The sequence below is a fragment of the Campylobacter sp. RM9334 genome (assembly GCF_020138145.1).
Classification (GTDB): Bacteria; Campylobacterota; Campylobacteria; order Campylobacterales; family Campylobacteraceae; genus Campylobacter_E.
This window is the reverse complement of the sequence record NZ_JACGAX010000002.1, coordinates 59498-74451: the sequence shown is the minus strand read 5'-3', so window position 1 is coordinate 74451 and position 14954 is coordinate 59498. Positions and strand designations below refer to the sequence as shown.

12 protein-coding genes and 1 pseudogene are annotated in these 14954 nt (G+C 26.6%); 5 read left to right on the top strand and 8 right to left on the bottom strand.

Annotation, left to right across the window (positions count from 1 at the left end; all coding sequences use genetic code 11):
* From AVBRAN9334_RS01310 to AVBRAN9334_RS01275, 8 genes are all read right to left on the bottom strand, one after another.
* Entirely contained in the window at positions 1–1287 is a 1287-nt protein-coding gene (locus AVBRAN9334_RS01310; protein WP_336606815.1) for a CpaF family protein, read from the bottom strand.
* Positions 1284–2351 carry a hypothetical protein gene (locus AVBRAN9334_RS01305; protein ID WP_336606814.1) on the bottom strand — a complete coding sequence of 356 codons (1068 nt, stop codon included), beginning with the start codon at positions 2349–2351 and terminating at the stop codon, positions 1284–1286. The genes AVBRAN9334_RS01310 and AVBRAN9334_RS01305 overlap by 4 nt, the downstream gene beginning before the upstream one ends.
* A gap of 9 nt (positions 2352–2360) precedes the next feature.
* Positions 2361–3776 carry a pilus assembly protein N-terminal domain-containing protein gene (locus tag AVBRAN9334_RS01300; protein ID WP_336606813.1) on the bottom strand — a complete coding sequence of 472 codons (1416 nt, stop codon included), beginning with the start codon at positions 3774–3776 and terminating at the stop codon, positions 2361–2363.
* The gene (locus tag AVBRAN9334_RS01295) at positions 3773–4543 is read right to left on the bottom strand and encodes a hypothetical protein (RefSeq protein ID WP_336606812.1); all 771 of its coding nucleotides are present in this window, start codon (positions 4541–4543) and stop codon (positions 3773–3775) included. The genes AVBRAN9334_RS01300 and AVBRAN9334_RS01295 overlap by 4 nt, the downstream gene beginning before the upstream one ends.
* Positions 4543–4965 (bottom strand): A24 family peptidase, encoded by a 423-nt coding sequence (locus AVBRAN9334_RS01290; RefSeq protein ID WP_336606811.1) that lies wholly within the window; start codon positions 4963–4965, stop codon positions 4543–4545. Before AVBRAN9334_RS01290 ends, AVBRAN9334_RS01295 begins: the two co-directional genes overlap by 1 nt.
* Entirely contained in the window at positions 4955–5176 is a 222-nt protein-coding gene (locus tag AVBRAN9334_RS01285; RefSeq protein ID WP_214115808.1) for a Flp family type IVb pilin, read from the bottom strand. Before AVBRAN9334_RS01285 ends, AVBRAN9334_RS01290 begins: the two co-directional genes overlap by 11 nt.
* 102 nt (positions 5177–5278) lie before the next feature.
* Positions 5279–6934 (bottom strand): phosphoethanolamine transferase, encoded by a 1656-nt coding sequence (locus tag AVBRAN9334_RS01280; protein WP_336606810.1) that lies wholly within the window; start codon positions 6932–6934, stop codon positions 5279–5281.
* Complete coding sequence (locus AVBRAN9334_RS01275) at positions 6924–7643, bottom strand: TerC family protein (RefSeq protein ID WP_214120322.1); 720 nt, start codon at positions 7641–7643, stop codon at positions 6924–6926. The genes AVBRAN9334_RS01280 and AVBRAN9334_RS01275 overlap by 11 nt, the downstream gene beginning before the upstream one ends.
* A gap of 61 nt (positions 7644–7704) precedes the next feature.
* On the opposite strand from AVBRAN9334_RS01275, the gene aspA reads away from it, so the two are divergent.
* The 5 genes and pseudogenes from aspA (at position 7705) to lysA (ending at position 14952) form a co-directional block, all read left to right on the top strand.
* Complete coding sequence (aspA, locus tag AVBRAN9334_RS01270) at positions 7705–9105, top strand: aspartate ammonia-lyase (RefSeq protein ID WP_214115804.1); 1401 nt, start codon at positions 7705–7707, stop codon at positions 9103–9105.
* Between the two features lie 1087 nt (positions 9106–10192).
* A pseudogene (ccsA, locus tag AVBRAN9334_RS01265) lies at positions 10193–12241 on the top strand (cytochrome c biogenesis protein CcsA); the annotation flags it as partial.
* Entirely contained in the window at positions 12238–12678 is a 441-nt protein-coding gene (locus AVBRAN9334_RS01260; protein ID WP_214150513.1) for a hypothetical protein, read from the top strand. The pseudogene ccsA and the gene AVBRAN9334_RS01260, both read left to right, overlap by 4 nt.
* Positions 12679–13722 (top strand): LptF/LptG family permease, encoded by a 1044-nt coding sequence (locus tag AVBRAN9334_RS01255; RefSeq protein WP_214115801.1) that lies wholly within the window; start codon positions 12679–12681, stop codon positions 13720–13722.
* Between the two features lie 18 nt (positions 13723–13740).
* The gene (gene lysA / locus AVBRAN9334_RS01250; RefSeq protein ID WP_336606808.1) at positions 13741–14952 is read left to right on the top strand and encodes a diaminopimelate decarboxylase; all 1212 of its coding nucleotides are present in this window, start codon (positions 13741–13743) and stop codon (positions 14950–14952) included.
* The last annotated feature ends 2 nt before the right edge of the window (positions 14953–14954 follow it).

Genomic DNA, 14954 nt, shown 5'->3' with positions numbered 1-14954 from the left:
TTAAGCCCCCACTATTTCATCTAAATAATCTTTTATATTAAACATAATCGCATTATTTGTAATGACAGAGTCTTCTCTTAATCCATAAAATTCATAATCGCCTATGATTTTATCTTTTTCATCTCTATAAGGTCTTGGCTTAAATTTATAAATAGGATAAAGGCTAGTTATTCCATTGTCATTAATCTTTCCTATTTCGGCTATTTCTATAACCCTTCTTGAACCATCATTTAATCTTGCAATTTGCACTATTACATCAACAGCACTTGCCACATTGTAACGAATTGCTGAAATTGGCAAATCAAACCCGCTCATCATAACTAAGTTTTCAAGCCTACTTAAAGCATCTTGTGGGCTATTTGCGTGTAGGGTTGTCATTGAGCCATCATGCCCTGTATTCATAGCTTGAAGCATTTCAAATGCTTCACCACCTCTACACTCACCTACAATTATTCTATCAGGTCTCATTCTAAGAGCATTTATTACTAAATCTCTCATACTAACTTGCCCACTTTGCTCAACTCCTGCCATTCTAGTTTCTAGCCTTACTAAATGTGGTTGCATTAATTTAAGCTCGGCTGCATCTTCAAGAGTAACAATTCTTTCATCATTACTAATATGCTGTGAAAGTGCGTTTAAAAGAGTAGTTTTACCACTACCAGTTCCACCAGAAACAATTATATTGCATCTTGAATATGTAATTAATGATAAAAATTTTGCCATCTCTAGTGTCATTGAGCCACCGATTGCTAATTCTTCTAGTGTTTTTGAACTTTTATTAAATTTTCTAATAGATATGCTAGTCCCATCAAGTGCAATAGGACTAATTACCACATTTAAACGGCTTCCATCAGGAAGTCTTGAATCAACGAGTGGCTGAGCTTCGTCAACCCTTCTTCCCATTTTAGCTACCATTCTTTTTGCAATATCTGTTAGTTGGTTATTGTCTAGAAACTCTAAATTACTTTTTTGTAATTTTCCACCTTTTTCTACATAAATATTATTAGGGCCATTTACTAAAATATCACTTACACTATCATCTTCCATTAATTCTCTTAAAGGTCCAAGTCCCATAATTTCATTTGTAATTAACTCAGCAATATATGAAAAATCCTTAGGAGATAGGTATTTTTTATTTGTAATGCTTACTTTTTTTACTAAAGTTGAAATCTCTTTTAATAAAAGTTGCCTATCGGTAGCTAATTCTTCAATCTTATCTAAATCAATAATAGCTAAAGTCTGTTCTCTAATAAATCTAATTTCTTGTTTAAAAGCTACATTATTCATATTTTTCTCTTAAATAAACTTAAAGGTTTTTCTTTTATGCCAATTACTAGATTTACTAGACTTGATATTGCTTTATTGATTTTTGAAGCACCATTGTTTTTTACTTCTTTTATGCCAGATTTAAATGGAATTATTAAATCAATTTTTCTTTTTAATAACTCTTCAATATCTCCTATGCTAAGAGTTTTTATAGGGCTTAATTCGTTTAAAACTAAAATAATTCTTTTAGCACCTTGATTTACGCTAAGTAAAAAATCATTAGTTTCTAATACTTCTTTGGTTTTTTTAATTGATGCTAGTTCTTTATTTATTACTAAAACTACACAATCAGAATTTGATAAGGTAAGTTCTATATTTTCTTTACTTGCATTATAAATACCTTGGTCATATACCATAAAGTTAATTTTATGCTCTGAGTATTTATTAAATCCTACGAAATTATCTTCAAGTGATTCTTTATATAAACATATTCCTTTATCTTGAAAATATTCTGTATTAAAACTAATATCTGAAAATAAATCTATATTAAAAGAACTATTTGCACCTTGCAAAAGTAATGTTTTATTACAAAACCTATCATAAATATTTTTTGCTAGTAAATACGCTATAAAAGAAGTACCTATGCCACCTTTAGTTCCTAAAACACTAATTTGAATAGAGCTAAAACTACCCTTATTCTCACTTTGTGAATCTAGTTCATAAAACAACTCATTAAATTGCGTTTCATAATGTAAATATCTTAAACCTTTATTTAAAAACTCTTGCCTAATAGTAATAGAGTCATTATCTGCAAAAACAATGCAAGTATTGTCTTTAGGTAAAATGGTATTTAATATATTAATACTCTCATTTACATTTTTTATTATTCCTAAATCAATTATTATGGCTATTAAATTAGAGCCTAAATCTTTAGCATTTATGTCTTTATAATTCTTAATTAATGTCTTTACATCTAAACCTTTTATACTTAAATGTTCTTTTATATTTTTTGCTCTAATTTCATCTAAGGAGATTACTAAGATTAATTTTTTTATAATCTTATCATTTGTATTTTTAAAAAACATTTTTTCTCCTTATTTTATAAAATCAATATTTGAAATAAAATTAGCAGTTTCTGCTTCTTTTAAAGCGATATTTTGAATATTGTCTATATTAAACAATGAGCTAACTAAAGTTTTTTTATGAATATTTGGCACTTGAATATATTCTTGTGTAACTGGCTTTGTAAGGTTGATAGTCATTACTACTAAAAGCTCTGTTTTTGATTTAGTTTTTGAATTTTTCTTAAATACTCCACCTAAAATTGGTATATCTCCAAGCCCAGTAATTCCTCTTAGATTTTCAATATCACGCTCATCAATAAGCCCACCTAATATAAAACTATCCCCATCGGCAAGCTCTACCACACTTTGGGTTCTTCTTTTTTTGATATTTGCTGTGCTTGTAGTTTTACCTTCAACTACACTTGCAATATCACTTACTTCTTGAGCTATATTTAAAACTATCCTATCTTTGCTATAAACTTTAGGTTGAACTGTAAGCGAAATACCATAATCAATAGGAGTTTGTGGATTAATTTCTGTAACACCATTACTTGCTATCGTCATTCCTGTCGGAGTATATTGAGAAGTTACTTGAAATGTAGCACTCTCGCCACTAATAACTGAAATATTTGGCTGTGCTAAAATTCTAGCTACATTTTCATCTTTTATTGCATCAATAATTGATGTAATTCCTATTGTTTTAAGATTTAATGGTAAAGAATGTATTTTTGAATTTGTAATAGGTATTTCAAAATGTCCATTATTAAAATCAATTCCTAATTTTTCTACAATTGATTTTTCTACATCTGCAATTATAAGTTTTACATTTACTTGCTTTGGAGCTAATACTTCTAAATCATCTACTAATCCATCAATAGTTATTTTTTCTAAAAAATCTAAATTTTCACTACCATCTCTTGAAATATCTACACCTGTATTTGAAGTTTTAGAAATATTTTGTCTTTTAATCTTATCTGATTTTATATTTAATCCAAGTGCAGTTGCTGCTGTTAAATAAGCTTTATCCCTGCTTTCTAAATTAGGCACAACTCCACTTATAATATAACCCTTTTTTGAACTTGAATTACCATTTTCTTCTATTGATAATTTTTCAAGCTTTATTTTTGAATCAGGATTTTGCCTTTCAATTAGCTTTGCAATTTTTGCTAGATTTGGACTTTCCGTATCAATATTAGCACTTATGTTTAAAATAACATTATTTCCTTTTTCACCAAAAGCTTTAATCTCGGCATATCCATTTGTCTTTGAAAAAACAGCTAAAGTTGTAGAATTAATTACTTGATAATCAAGTACCTTTGGCTCACTCGCAAATACTGTTGTTATTTTTTCTTTGGTACTAAAAACTTTTGATTCACCTGGTTTTAGTGTCAAATAATTAGCACTTAAAATTGTCAAAAAACACGATAAAAATATAATTATTCTCATTTTTCATCTCCTCTTAATTCTTTTACATGCTCTTTTACTAATATTTTTTCAGCTGAAAAATTTTCTTTACTATTTTTATCGGCAGGGAAAATATAAAAATGTCCTAAATTTTCTATTGCATAAATAGTTTTAATATCATTTGCATTCATTTGTAAAATTACTTGATTTTCTCCATTTATGCTAGTTTTATTTAACAATCTTTTGTCTTTAAAAAATAAAACTAGATTTACAAGGTTTGCATTATCTTTGTTTGATTTGTTTATATTGTCGCTTTTTGTTACTATGCCTAAATCTTGATTTTTTGTTTTTTCTTCGTATTTAAAATAAACATCAACATTTTCACCCTTTTTTATACCTTTTAAAATGTTAAACTCACGTTCATTTAAAGTAAAAGAAAAGGCTAGTTCTCCTTGAATGGAAATATCTAATGAATCATCTAAAATATTACTTTTTAATAAATCTTCATATCTTAAAAGACTTTTTGCACTTAAATCTTTATTTATAGAGAATTTTCCTTCAATAATATAATCAGTACTTTTATCAATAATTAAAGAATCTTTTAAATAATCACTATTTAATTCTTTATTTTCAATCTTTAAGTCACCATCTTTTAGGATTTCTCCTTTTTTAATATCTTTTGTTAATACCAAAATACTATAAAGTTTTTTTTCATCAGCATTAGGTAAATTTTGTTTTTGATTAATAATCCCAAAGCTAGAGATTATAATAATCATTATTGCTAAAATAATAATTAATTTTGAATTCATTACAAACCTTTACAATATAATTCATAAAAAATAATTATGTGGCTAGTAGCTATTGCTGGGGCATAAGGAACACTTTTATTTTTAAAAAATAGTAAAACAAATATCCCAATAAAACAGCCAAAAACCGACATTAAAAATAAAAAATCAATCAAATTTTCTTCCCTAACGCAAAGCAAATAAACGCAAATAAGCTTTACATCAGCAGCTCCAAAAAGCTTGATTTTCCATAATAAAAAGCCTACTAATAAAGCATATAAACTCAATTTATAATTTAATTTATATTCAAATGTAAATGAGGCAACAACACATAAAAACAAAGCAATCAAAACTTGATAATTGCTAACTTCTCTTTTTTTAAAATCTGTAAAACAAATAGTAATTAAAAGTAAGAAAAACCCACCTAAAATTACGTTATTTACCACTTTCTTCCTTGGTTATTGTAAGGGCATCTTGAATACTTTTAAATGAATCTTTTATTTTACTTATAAGACCATCATCGCCACTACCCAAAACCAAAAACAGCATTGCAGAAATCGCAACAGCAATAAGTGCATATTCAATAGCAGTAACTGCTTTAGTATCTTTAATAAAAATTAAAAATTTACAATAAGTTTTAATAATAAATTGATTCATATTTTATCCTTAAAATGAATTTAAAGTACTTATTATATTTTTATAAACTAAATTTAATATTAAAATCATTATCAAAATAAAATTTTATTATTGCCTGTTAAATTAAAATTTATTATACTTTAATTCGTTACCAAACAATCTAATTTTGTCTTTTTTATAATCGCTTCTAAGTGGGCTTAAATAACTTTTATATTCAATCGGATAAATTCCTGCAATATCACAAATTAAATGTATTAAATCATCGCTCATAAAAGGCAAATCTTTAGCTTTATTTAAATCTTTTAATAGTTTTTTATGATTTTCTTCAAAAGAATTTGAATAAAGGATTATAAAAGGTATTTCAGCAGTAATTTTATCTAAAATATGCCCTAAAACAGATTTACTTTTATCATCATATAAGCTTTCAGCATGGTCACTTAAATAAATTATCAAACTATCATCATTTTTAAATATATCATAAATATTTTGGATTATATAATCAGTATAAAGTATGGAATTATAATATTCTGCTATGCTTTTTTTATCGCTTATATTAGTTTTAATATCGCTTTCATTAAATTTTGCAAATTCTTTAGGATAGCGTTTTTTATAATTTCCGTGATTTCCTAAAAGATGAATTACTATGAAATTATTATCACTTAATTTTAGGTTTTTAATAATAGGCAATAAAACCCCATCATATTTTGCATAACTTAAAGTATCGCTAGAGCTCATATATTTATTTGTAAAATAAGAAAAATCACTCATAATACCAACACTAGCGGCATTATTTCCCCATTCGCTAATATAGTCTTGATTAGATATCCAAAAGGTTTTGTAATTTGCTAATTTGAATAAATTAATAATGTCTAAATTCTCATAAAATTTTCTTTCACTTAAATTATCTAAATTAGCAAAATTAAGCAGTACACTCATTACTGGATTTGTAGAAGCATAAGGGGCAATAACATCAGAATAAATTATTTTATTTTTTATATTTATTAGATTAGGCGTGGTGTTTAATCCTTGCCCGTAGTCTTGATAAGCACTTCTTCTTGAGCTTTCTCCTATTATTAAAACTATATTTTTTATGTTTTCATTAGCTTTTAATTTTTCGTGATTATTAGCAATTTTTAAATAACTCTCTTGCATTATTTTAGAATTAATCAAAATATCATCTGTATAAATTAATTCTTTATTAAATTTAATAAAAGGAATATTTATATATCTACTAAAATCATATTTAATAGCTCTTCTTAAATCATTCCCAAAGCACACTGCAAATATTAAAATAATAAAAGCTATGTTTAATTTGTTATTTATTTTTATATTTATTTTAATTTTTAATAAAAATAAAGCCACAATCATAAAAATTAAAATTCCAAAGAATTTAAAATTAATATATATTGATACAAACTCAATACTTTCAGCCATATTTGTATTTAAAAATGCTTCTAAGAAACTTGGATTTAAAAAATTATTAAAATTAATTACTAAAAAAGATTGAATAAAGATTACAAAGAAATTATAAATTATTAAAAATCTTAAAATACCCCCCCCATAAGGGATTTTAGATTTTAGAATATAGATTAGAAAATATACAAATAAGATTATAAAAATTAGTGTAACTGAAGTAGATTTTATATATTTTAAATCTTGAATAATGCCTTGATTTATAATCTTATTAGAAAACAATACTAAGCAAAAAATATTGCTTAGTGTAAAATATAAAAATATTCCAAAATGCTTTAAAACAAATTCAGTAAAATTATTCTTCATCTTTAGCCTTTTTTTGCAAGATATTTAGGGTTGTATTTACTATACTAAATGCTAAAGCAGTATAAATATATGCTTTATTTATATGAATATTTAAACCTTCAACTATTAAAACGCCACCAACTAAGACTAAAAATGTTAAAGCTAGAGTTTTTAATTCTTGGAATTTTTCTACCAAATCTCCAATCCATTTACTAGCAATCATCATAAACATCATAGCAATTATTACAGCTAATATCATAATGCTAAGCTCATCAGCAATTCCTACCGCAGTAATTACACTATCTAAAGAAAAAATTATATCAATTAAAGCAATTTCAATTATTACAACAAAGAAATTTGAGCTAGCCTTAAAATTACTATTATCACTATGCTCGTTTTTTTGCATTGATATTAGTTCTTTAATTGATTTAATTATTAAAAATATTCCCCCACCAATTAAGACAATATCTCTACCGCTAAAATCTTGACCTAAGATATTAAATAAAGGTTTTGTAAGTTTAACAAGCCAAAAGATACTAAATAAAAGTGCTATACGAGTTAGCATAGCAAAACCAAGTCCTAAAATACGGCCTTTATTTTGAAGGTGTTTTGGTAATTTACTTACTAAAATAGTAAGAAAAATAATATTATCTATACCTAAAACTATCTCAAGTAATACTAAAGTTACGAAAGATAATATGCCTTCTGAAGTGAAAATCCATTCAAACATAATTGTCCTTTTTATTGATTAAAAAATGCTATCCTAACCGAAATTTTTTAAAGGAGATTAAATGAGATTAGAACACGATTTTTTAGGTGAACTTGAAATTGCTGATGATATTTATTATGGAGTTCAGACCTTAAGAGCAGTGCAAAATTTTGACATTTCAGGAAAGCGTTTAAAGGACTTTCCAAGACTAATTATATCTTTTGCGAAAGTAAAAAAAGCAGCAGCTTTAGCTAATTATGAATTAGGCTTAATTAATGAAGAGATTAAAAACGCTATTTGTTTTGCTTGTGATGAATTAATAGCTGGAAAATATAAAGACCAATTTGTTGTAGATATGATACAAGGTGGTGCAGGAACTTCTACAAATATGAATGCAAATGAAGTTATAGCAAATATTGCTTTAGAAAAATTAGGGCATAAAAAAGGTGAGTATGAGTATTGCCATCCAAATGACCATGTGAATTTATCTCAAAGCACAAATGATGCTTATCCAACATCTTTAAGAGTTGCTTTATATGATTATTTAAGCGATTTAATGAAAGCTATGAATTATTTAAAAGCAGCTTATGAAAGAAAAGCAATTGAGTTTAAAGATATTATAAAAATGGGAAGAACCCAGCTTCAAGACGCAGTTCCGATGACTTTAGGAAGAGAATTTAAAACTTTTGCTGTAATGCTTGGCGAAGATATACAAAGAGTTAGCGAAGCAAGAAGCTTAATTTTAGAAATTAACTTGGGTGCAACTGCTATTGGAACAGGAATTAATTCTCATCCTGATTATCCACCAATCGTTGCAAAACACCTTCAATATATAACAGGTGCAAATTTTGTAATAGCAGATGATTTAATAGAAGCTACACAAGATACAGGAGCTTTCGTTCAAATTAGTGGAGTTTTAAAAAGAGTTGCAACAAAATTAAGTAAAGTTTGCAATGATTTAAGATTGCTTTCTAGTGGTCCAAAATGTGGCTTAAATGAAATTAACTTACCAAAAATGCAACCAGGCTCATCAATTATGCCAGGTAAGGTAAATCCAGTTATCCCTGAAGTAGTAAATCAAGTGTGTTATTATGTAATTGGTGCTGATGTTAGTGTTACTTTAGCTTGCGAGGGCGGACAATTACAATTAAATGTATTTGAACCACTTGCAGCATATAGTTTATTAAATAGTATTTGTATGCTTGAGCGTTCTATGAAGACTTTAGCTGATAAATGTATAGATGGTATCACAGCAAATAAACAAATATGCGAAGATTTTGTGATGAATAGTATAGGAATTGTAACTGCACTAAATCCTTATATAGGTTATGAAAATAGTGCAAGTATTGCAAAAGTTGCATTGCAAACGGGTGCAAGAGTTTATGATTTAGTTTTAGAGCGTAAATTAATGGATAAAGAAAAGCTTGATAAGATTTTAAGCCCTGAGTTTATGTTAAAGCCACATATGGGAGAAATTAAATAATATTTTGAAATAGGAATTTTAAATTCCTATTTCTTTAAAAAGTAATAGATAATAATTTAATCTAAATAATAAAAATTATTATTTATTGCTTTTGTTTAAATTTAGCTAATTTTTTTTAGTTAAAATTTATCTTTAACAATCACAAGGAATAACAATGTATAAGATGATATCAAGTATGAAATTAAGCATAATTTTGTTTTTGTTGTTTGCTTTTGCTAGTGGTTTAGCAACTTTTATAGAAAGCAAATATGGAACTCCTACAGCTTGGGCTTTAATATATGCTAGCTGGTGGTTTGCTGCTATTCAGGTATTGCTAGGAATTAATTTATTTTTTGCAATATTTAGATATAAAATGTATGAAAAATTACCGCTTTTTATATTCCATCTTAGTTTTTTATTTATGCTACTTGGCTCGGCACTTACTAGGTATTATGGATTTGAAGGATATATTCATATAAGAGAAAATGAAACTTCAAATATAGTAAGCTCAAGAGAAGCATTTTTTAGTATTTCTGCTATGAAAGATAATAAATACTATTCAAGCGATGAGTTTAAATATATAAGCGTAATAGGTCATAATGATGTAGATATTAACTTAGATTTAGACGGCAAAATAGCTAATTTAAAATTAGAAAAAGTTATTTTACACGCAAAACCAGCTTATAAAGAAGAAATAGGCGGAAAACCTTTCGTATTATTAAATGTTTCAGGAGAGCAAGGCTCAAGTGCATTAGCCCTTGATGAAGGTAGATTTGTTGTATTAGGAGAAGTTGTAATAGCAAATAAAAAAACTATTTCAATGAATGCTAAGCTTTTAGAATTTAACGAAAACAAAATTAAAGCGAATTTTGATTTAGAAATATTTGATGTTAAAAATAAGAAAAATATAAAATTATTAGCTGATAATGAATTTAGCCTTGATGATGGAATGGTAATTTCATTTGAAAATTACAAAATTGGATTTGATAAATTTTACAAAAACGGCGTTAAATACTACGAAGATAGCAAAGATAGCGAGTATCCAAATGCTTATTTAGTAAAAGTAACTTATGATAATGATAGCTTATACGCATATTTATTTGAAGGAGAAGGACAAAAAATCACTCTAGCAAATCAAACTTTTAGCATATCTTATACTGCTAAATTACTTGAATTACCATTTAGCTTTACTTTAAACAAATTTGAATTAGAGCGTTATATGGCTTCAAATTCTCCGAAATCTTATGCAAGTTATATTAGAATAAATGATGATGAAAGTAAGGATTATAAGATTTATATGAATAATGTATTAGACCATAAAGGTTATAGATTTTATCAAAGCTCATACGATAAAGATGAGCTAGGAACTATTTTAAGTGTAAATCAAGACCCAGGCAAAATACCAACTTATATTGGATACTTATTATTAGGTATAGGATTATTTTTAAACTTGATTTACAAAAACTCACGCTTTATGATTTTAACAAAACGCTTAGCAAAAATGAGTTCATTAGTGCTTTTACTTAGTGCTTTAACTCCACTTTTACATTCTGATGACATTAATGAAGCTATAGATAATGCTAATAAAAATCTAGCCCCAGTTAGCCTAGAAGAGCATGTAAAAGAATTAAGCGTTTTACCAGTTCAAAAAGACAATGGAAGAATAGCTCCATTTGGCTCATTAGCACTTGATTTAGTAAATAAAATTCATAAAACAAGCACTTATCAAGGCAAAGATGCAACAGAGCTTTTAATATGGATTATGAGTGATTTTAAAGACTTTTCTAAAGAAAAATTTATTTATCTAAGCAATCAAGAAATAAGAGATTTTTTAAATCTTGGCAAGGGTAAATATGCTAGTTTTTACGATTTTTTTCCAAATAATATATATGCTTTAAAAGATGAAGTTGATAAGGCTTTAAGAACCAATCCAAACAAGCGTGGAACTTATGAAAAAGAATTATTAAAAGTTGATGAGCGTTTAAATCTTTTATATTACGCTTCTTTAGGTGGTTATGTAAGAGCTAGTTTTGAAGATGGTAAAGCTTTAAATGTTTTAGAAACTAGCAAACCTGATTTAAAAGCTTATTTTTTATCATTAATAAATGCAAATAAAGACAATAATTATGCTTTAAGTTCAAAGATTTTAAATGAGATTAAAGCTAGTCAAGGAACTAATATTGATGAAGCAAAATTTAAATTAGAAATTGCTTTTGATAAGGTAGGGATTTTTACAAAATTAAGCCCTGTTTATTTATTAGGTGGTTTAGTGCTATTAATTTTAGTATTTTCAAGAATGATTAGTGGTAAAACAAGTCTAAAAACTGCCTTTAAAATAGTTTATTATCTAAATATTTTAGTTTTCATAGTTCATACAATTGCACTTGCTATTAGGGGATATTTAAGTGGTCATGCACCTTGGTCAAATTCTTATGAAAGTTTATTGTATATTTCTTGGGCATTAAGCTTAAGTGGTATTGTATTTTCTAAAAAAAGTCCTATTTCATTATCGCTTACATCAATTCTTGCAGCTATTGTTTTAATGGTAGCTCATCTTAGTTCAATTGACCCACAAATAGGCAATCTCGCACCTGTTTTACAAAGTTATTGGCTAACAATTCATGTTAGTATCATAACTGCTAGTTATGGATTTTTAGGTCTATGTGCTTTACTTGGAATTTTTGTATTAGTTTTATTTATTATGTTAGGAAAAAATAAAAAGCTAAATGAAAGAATAAAATCAAATATAAAAGAAGCTACAATGATTAACGAAATGGCTATGATTTTAGGCTTATCATTGCTTACTTTAGGCAATTTCTTAGGTGGTGTTTGGGCTAACGAATCTTGGGGAAGATATTGGGGCTGGGATAGTAAAGAAACTTGGGCTTTAGTATCTATTTTAGTTTATGCTGCAGTTTTACATATTAGAATGATTAAAGGAATAAATAATCAATTTACATTTGCAGTATGCTCTATGTTTGCATATTTGAGTATTATTATGACTTATTTTGGAGTGAATTACTTTTTAACAGGTATGCACTCATATGCTGCAGGAGAAGCTGCTAGCGTGCCTATTTATGCTTACATTAGCGTAGGAGTTATGGCATTATTAGCAATTGTTGCAAGTAAAAATAAAAAGGAAGCAGAACTTTTATGAGAGATAATGTATTTATAATTGTCGGTGTAGTAGCTTTTTTAGTAATTATTGCTCTAGTTTTTTATTTTATAATCAAGAGCTCAAAAAATAAAGAAAATCAAATTCTTACACAAGAAAAGCAAGAAGTAGTCAAGAAAGTAAATGCTTTAGATGATTTGATAAAAGCAGCAAAGAGTGCAAAAACTCCAGCTGCTTTAAATAAAGTAGTTTTAGCGTTTTTACAAAGTCAAAGTCTTGAAAATAGAACAAGTCTTACAACTTTAAGTGAAGATGCTAAAAAAAAATTAGGATTTATTAGTGTTGTTTGTGCTAACAAATGTGCTGAAGCAAAATTAATTGCTTTTTTAAATCACGAATTGGGTAAAAAATATCCAAGTTACAAAAGAGAAATAGATTTATATGAGAATTTAGGACTTGCAAGAAGAAGGATGAAGTAATTGAATAAACTTTATTTTAGATATCTTGCTAGCCTTTATCTTAAAAATTGTTTAATTTTTATTATTGCTTTTGTAGGATTTTATTTATTTATAGATATTTTAATTAATTATAAAAAGCTGCATTTAAATACCAATATATTCTTATTATATATTGTATATACAATGCTTACAGCTTTTTATTATATATTGCCAATAGCGTTAATACTTGCTATGATTTTTACAAAAATATCTCTTATTAAAAAAAATGAATTTATAGCGTTTTATTCTTTAGGACTTAGCAAAAACGCAAGTGTTAAGCCTATAATGTTTATAAGTTTAATAATAAGTTTTATCGCAATTTTTTTAAACTATACAAATATTGCTTATGCAGAAAACTATAAAAGCAATATTTTAAAATACGGATATTTAAGCAAAGAACAAATGGATTTGTTTTTTAAATATCAAGATGATTATATTTATATAAAAAGCTATGATAAATCTACAATGAATGATATTAAAATTATCAAAAAAACAAACAATGAAATATCTAAAATCATCTTAGCAAAAAGAGCAAATTTTATTGATAATAATTGGGTTTTAGAAGACGCAAAAGTTATGGAATTTAAATTAGGAAATAATTTTGATGATACCTTTATAATTAATCAAAATTTAGAAAAAGAAATGATTTTAAAAGATTTTAACCCAAGTTTGCTTGATAATTTAGGCACTGATGATAGCTCTTTAAAGGACGCATTTTTTTATCTTAATAATTTTGAAGCTAATAAAAACATAGCAAGAGCTAGTATTTATAAGCAAAGTATATTTTTATTATATGCTCCATTTTTTATGCTTATAATTTTTTACAATATTCCTATTATGCCAAGATATAATGATTTAAATATCTATGCTTTAACATATACAAGTTTATCTTTATTAGTTTATGGAGTTTTATTTTTGCTATTAAGATTTGCTAGTAATGGTAGTATAAATCCTGAACTAGCTATTCTTTTGCCAATAAGTATAATTATTGTATATTCATTAATGAAGTTTAATAAAAATAAGTGATTATAAAAGGAGCAAAAAATGGACTTTTTAAAACTTGCAAATGGTATTAATACACCTTTTTATTTGTATGATTTTAACGAGATTGAAAATAGATTTAATAGTATTAAAAAAGCATTTAGTGGAGCTAAAAATAATATTTTTTACGCGGTTAAGGCTAATTCAAATTTATCTTTATTAAAGTTTTTAGCGAATTTAGATAGTGGATTTGATTGTGTTAGTGCTAATGAGATTAGAAGAGCTTTAAAAGTAGGTGCTAAACCTTATAAAATAATTTTTAGTGGGGTTGGTAAAAGTGCAAGTGAATTAGAATTTGCAATAGAGCAAAAAATACTTTATATAAATGTAGAAAGTAGTGCTGAATTAGAGCTTTTAGAAAGTATTGCAAAGAGTAAAAATCAAGTAGTAAATATAAGTATTCGTGTAAATCCTAATATAGATGCAAAAACTCATCCTTATATTTCAACAGGTCTTAAAGAAAACAAATTCGGAGTTAGTCTAGATAATGCTAGGGCTATGTTTTTAAAAGCACATAAATCAGATTATTTAAATCCAGTAGGAGTTCATTTTCATATAGGTTCAAATATCTTAGAATTAAGTAGTATTATCCAAGCTGCTATTTTGGTAGAAAAATTTATAAAAGAACTAAATACCGTAGGGCTAAATATTAAGTTTTTTGATATTGGTGGCGGAGTTGGTATTAAATACAAAAATGATGAAATTGAGCCTAATTTAGATGAGTTTGCACATATGATTAAAAATATTGCAAAAGCACAGGATTTGACAATTTGCTGTGAGCCAGGTCGCTATATTGTAGGAAATGCAGGTTATTTAGTAAGCAAGGTTTTATATGAAAAAATTAACGAAGGCAAAAGATTTGTAATATGCGATGCTTCTATGTGTGAGCTAATTCGCCCAAGTTTATACGAAGCATACCACGAGATTTTAAGCTTTCCTAGTGTAAATAAATTAAATGAAAGTAGCAAGGCTGATTTGGTTGGTGGAGTTTGTGAAAGTGGAGATTTCTTAGCAAAAGATGTAGTTTTACCACCTTTAATGGCAAATGATTTAGTAGTTATTAAAAGTTCAGGAGCTTACGGATTTGTAATGAGCTCAAATTATAATTCAAGAACAAAGGTTGCTGAATATTCTTTATATAACAATGAGTTAAAATTAATAAATAAAGCTCAAAGTTTTGATGAATTAATAGCTAATGAATTATCTTGTTTGTGAGT

What these genes read in the sequence shown, in the direction of transcription:
- AVBRAN9334_RS01310 (WP_336606815.1), bottom strand. Translation starts at nt 1,287, where the DNA reads ATGAATAATGTAGCTTTTAAACAAGAAATTAGATTTATTAGAGAACAG.
- AVBRAN9334_RS01305 (WP_336606814.1), bottom strand. Translation starts at nt 2,351, where the DNA reads ATGTTTTTTAAAAATACAAATGATAAGATTATAAAAAAATTAATCTTA.
- AVBRAN9334_RS01300 (WP_336606813.1), bottom strand. Translation starts at nt 3,776, where the DNA reads ATGAGAATAATTATATTTTTATCGTGTTTTTTGACAATTTTAAGTGCT.
- AVBRAN9334_RS01295 (WP_336606812.1), bottom strand. Translation starts at nt 4,543, where the DNA reads ATGAATTCAAAATTAATTATTATTTTAGCAATAATGATTATTATAATC.
- AVBRAN9334_RS01285 (WP_214115808.1), bottom strand. Translation starts at nt 5,176, where the DNA reads ATGAATCAATTTATTATTAAAACTTATTGTAAATTTTTAATTTTTATT.
- AVBRAN9334_RS01280 (WP_336606810.1), bottom strand. Translation starts at nt 6,934, where the DNA reads ATGAAGAATAATTTTACTGAATTTGTTTTAAAGCATTTTGGAATATTT.
- AVBRAN9334_RS01275 (WP_214120322.1), bottom strand. Translation starts at nt 7,643, where the DNA reads ATGTTTGAATGGATTTTCACTTCAGAAGGCATATTATCTTTCGTAACT.
- aspA (WP_214115804.1), top strand. Translation starts at nt 7,705, where the DNA reads ATGAGATTAGAACACGATTTTTTAGGTGAACTTGAAATTGCTGATGAT.
- AVBRAN9334_RS01260 (WP_214150513.1), top strand. Translation starts at nt 12,238, where the DNA reads ATGAGAGATAATGTATTTATAATTGTCGGTGTAGTAGCTTTTTTAGTA.
- lysA (WP_336606808.1), top strand. Translation starts at nt 13,741, where the DNA reads ATGGACTTTTTAAAACTTGCAAATGGTATTAATACACCTTTTTATTTG.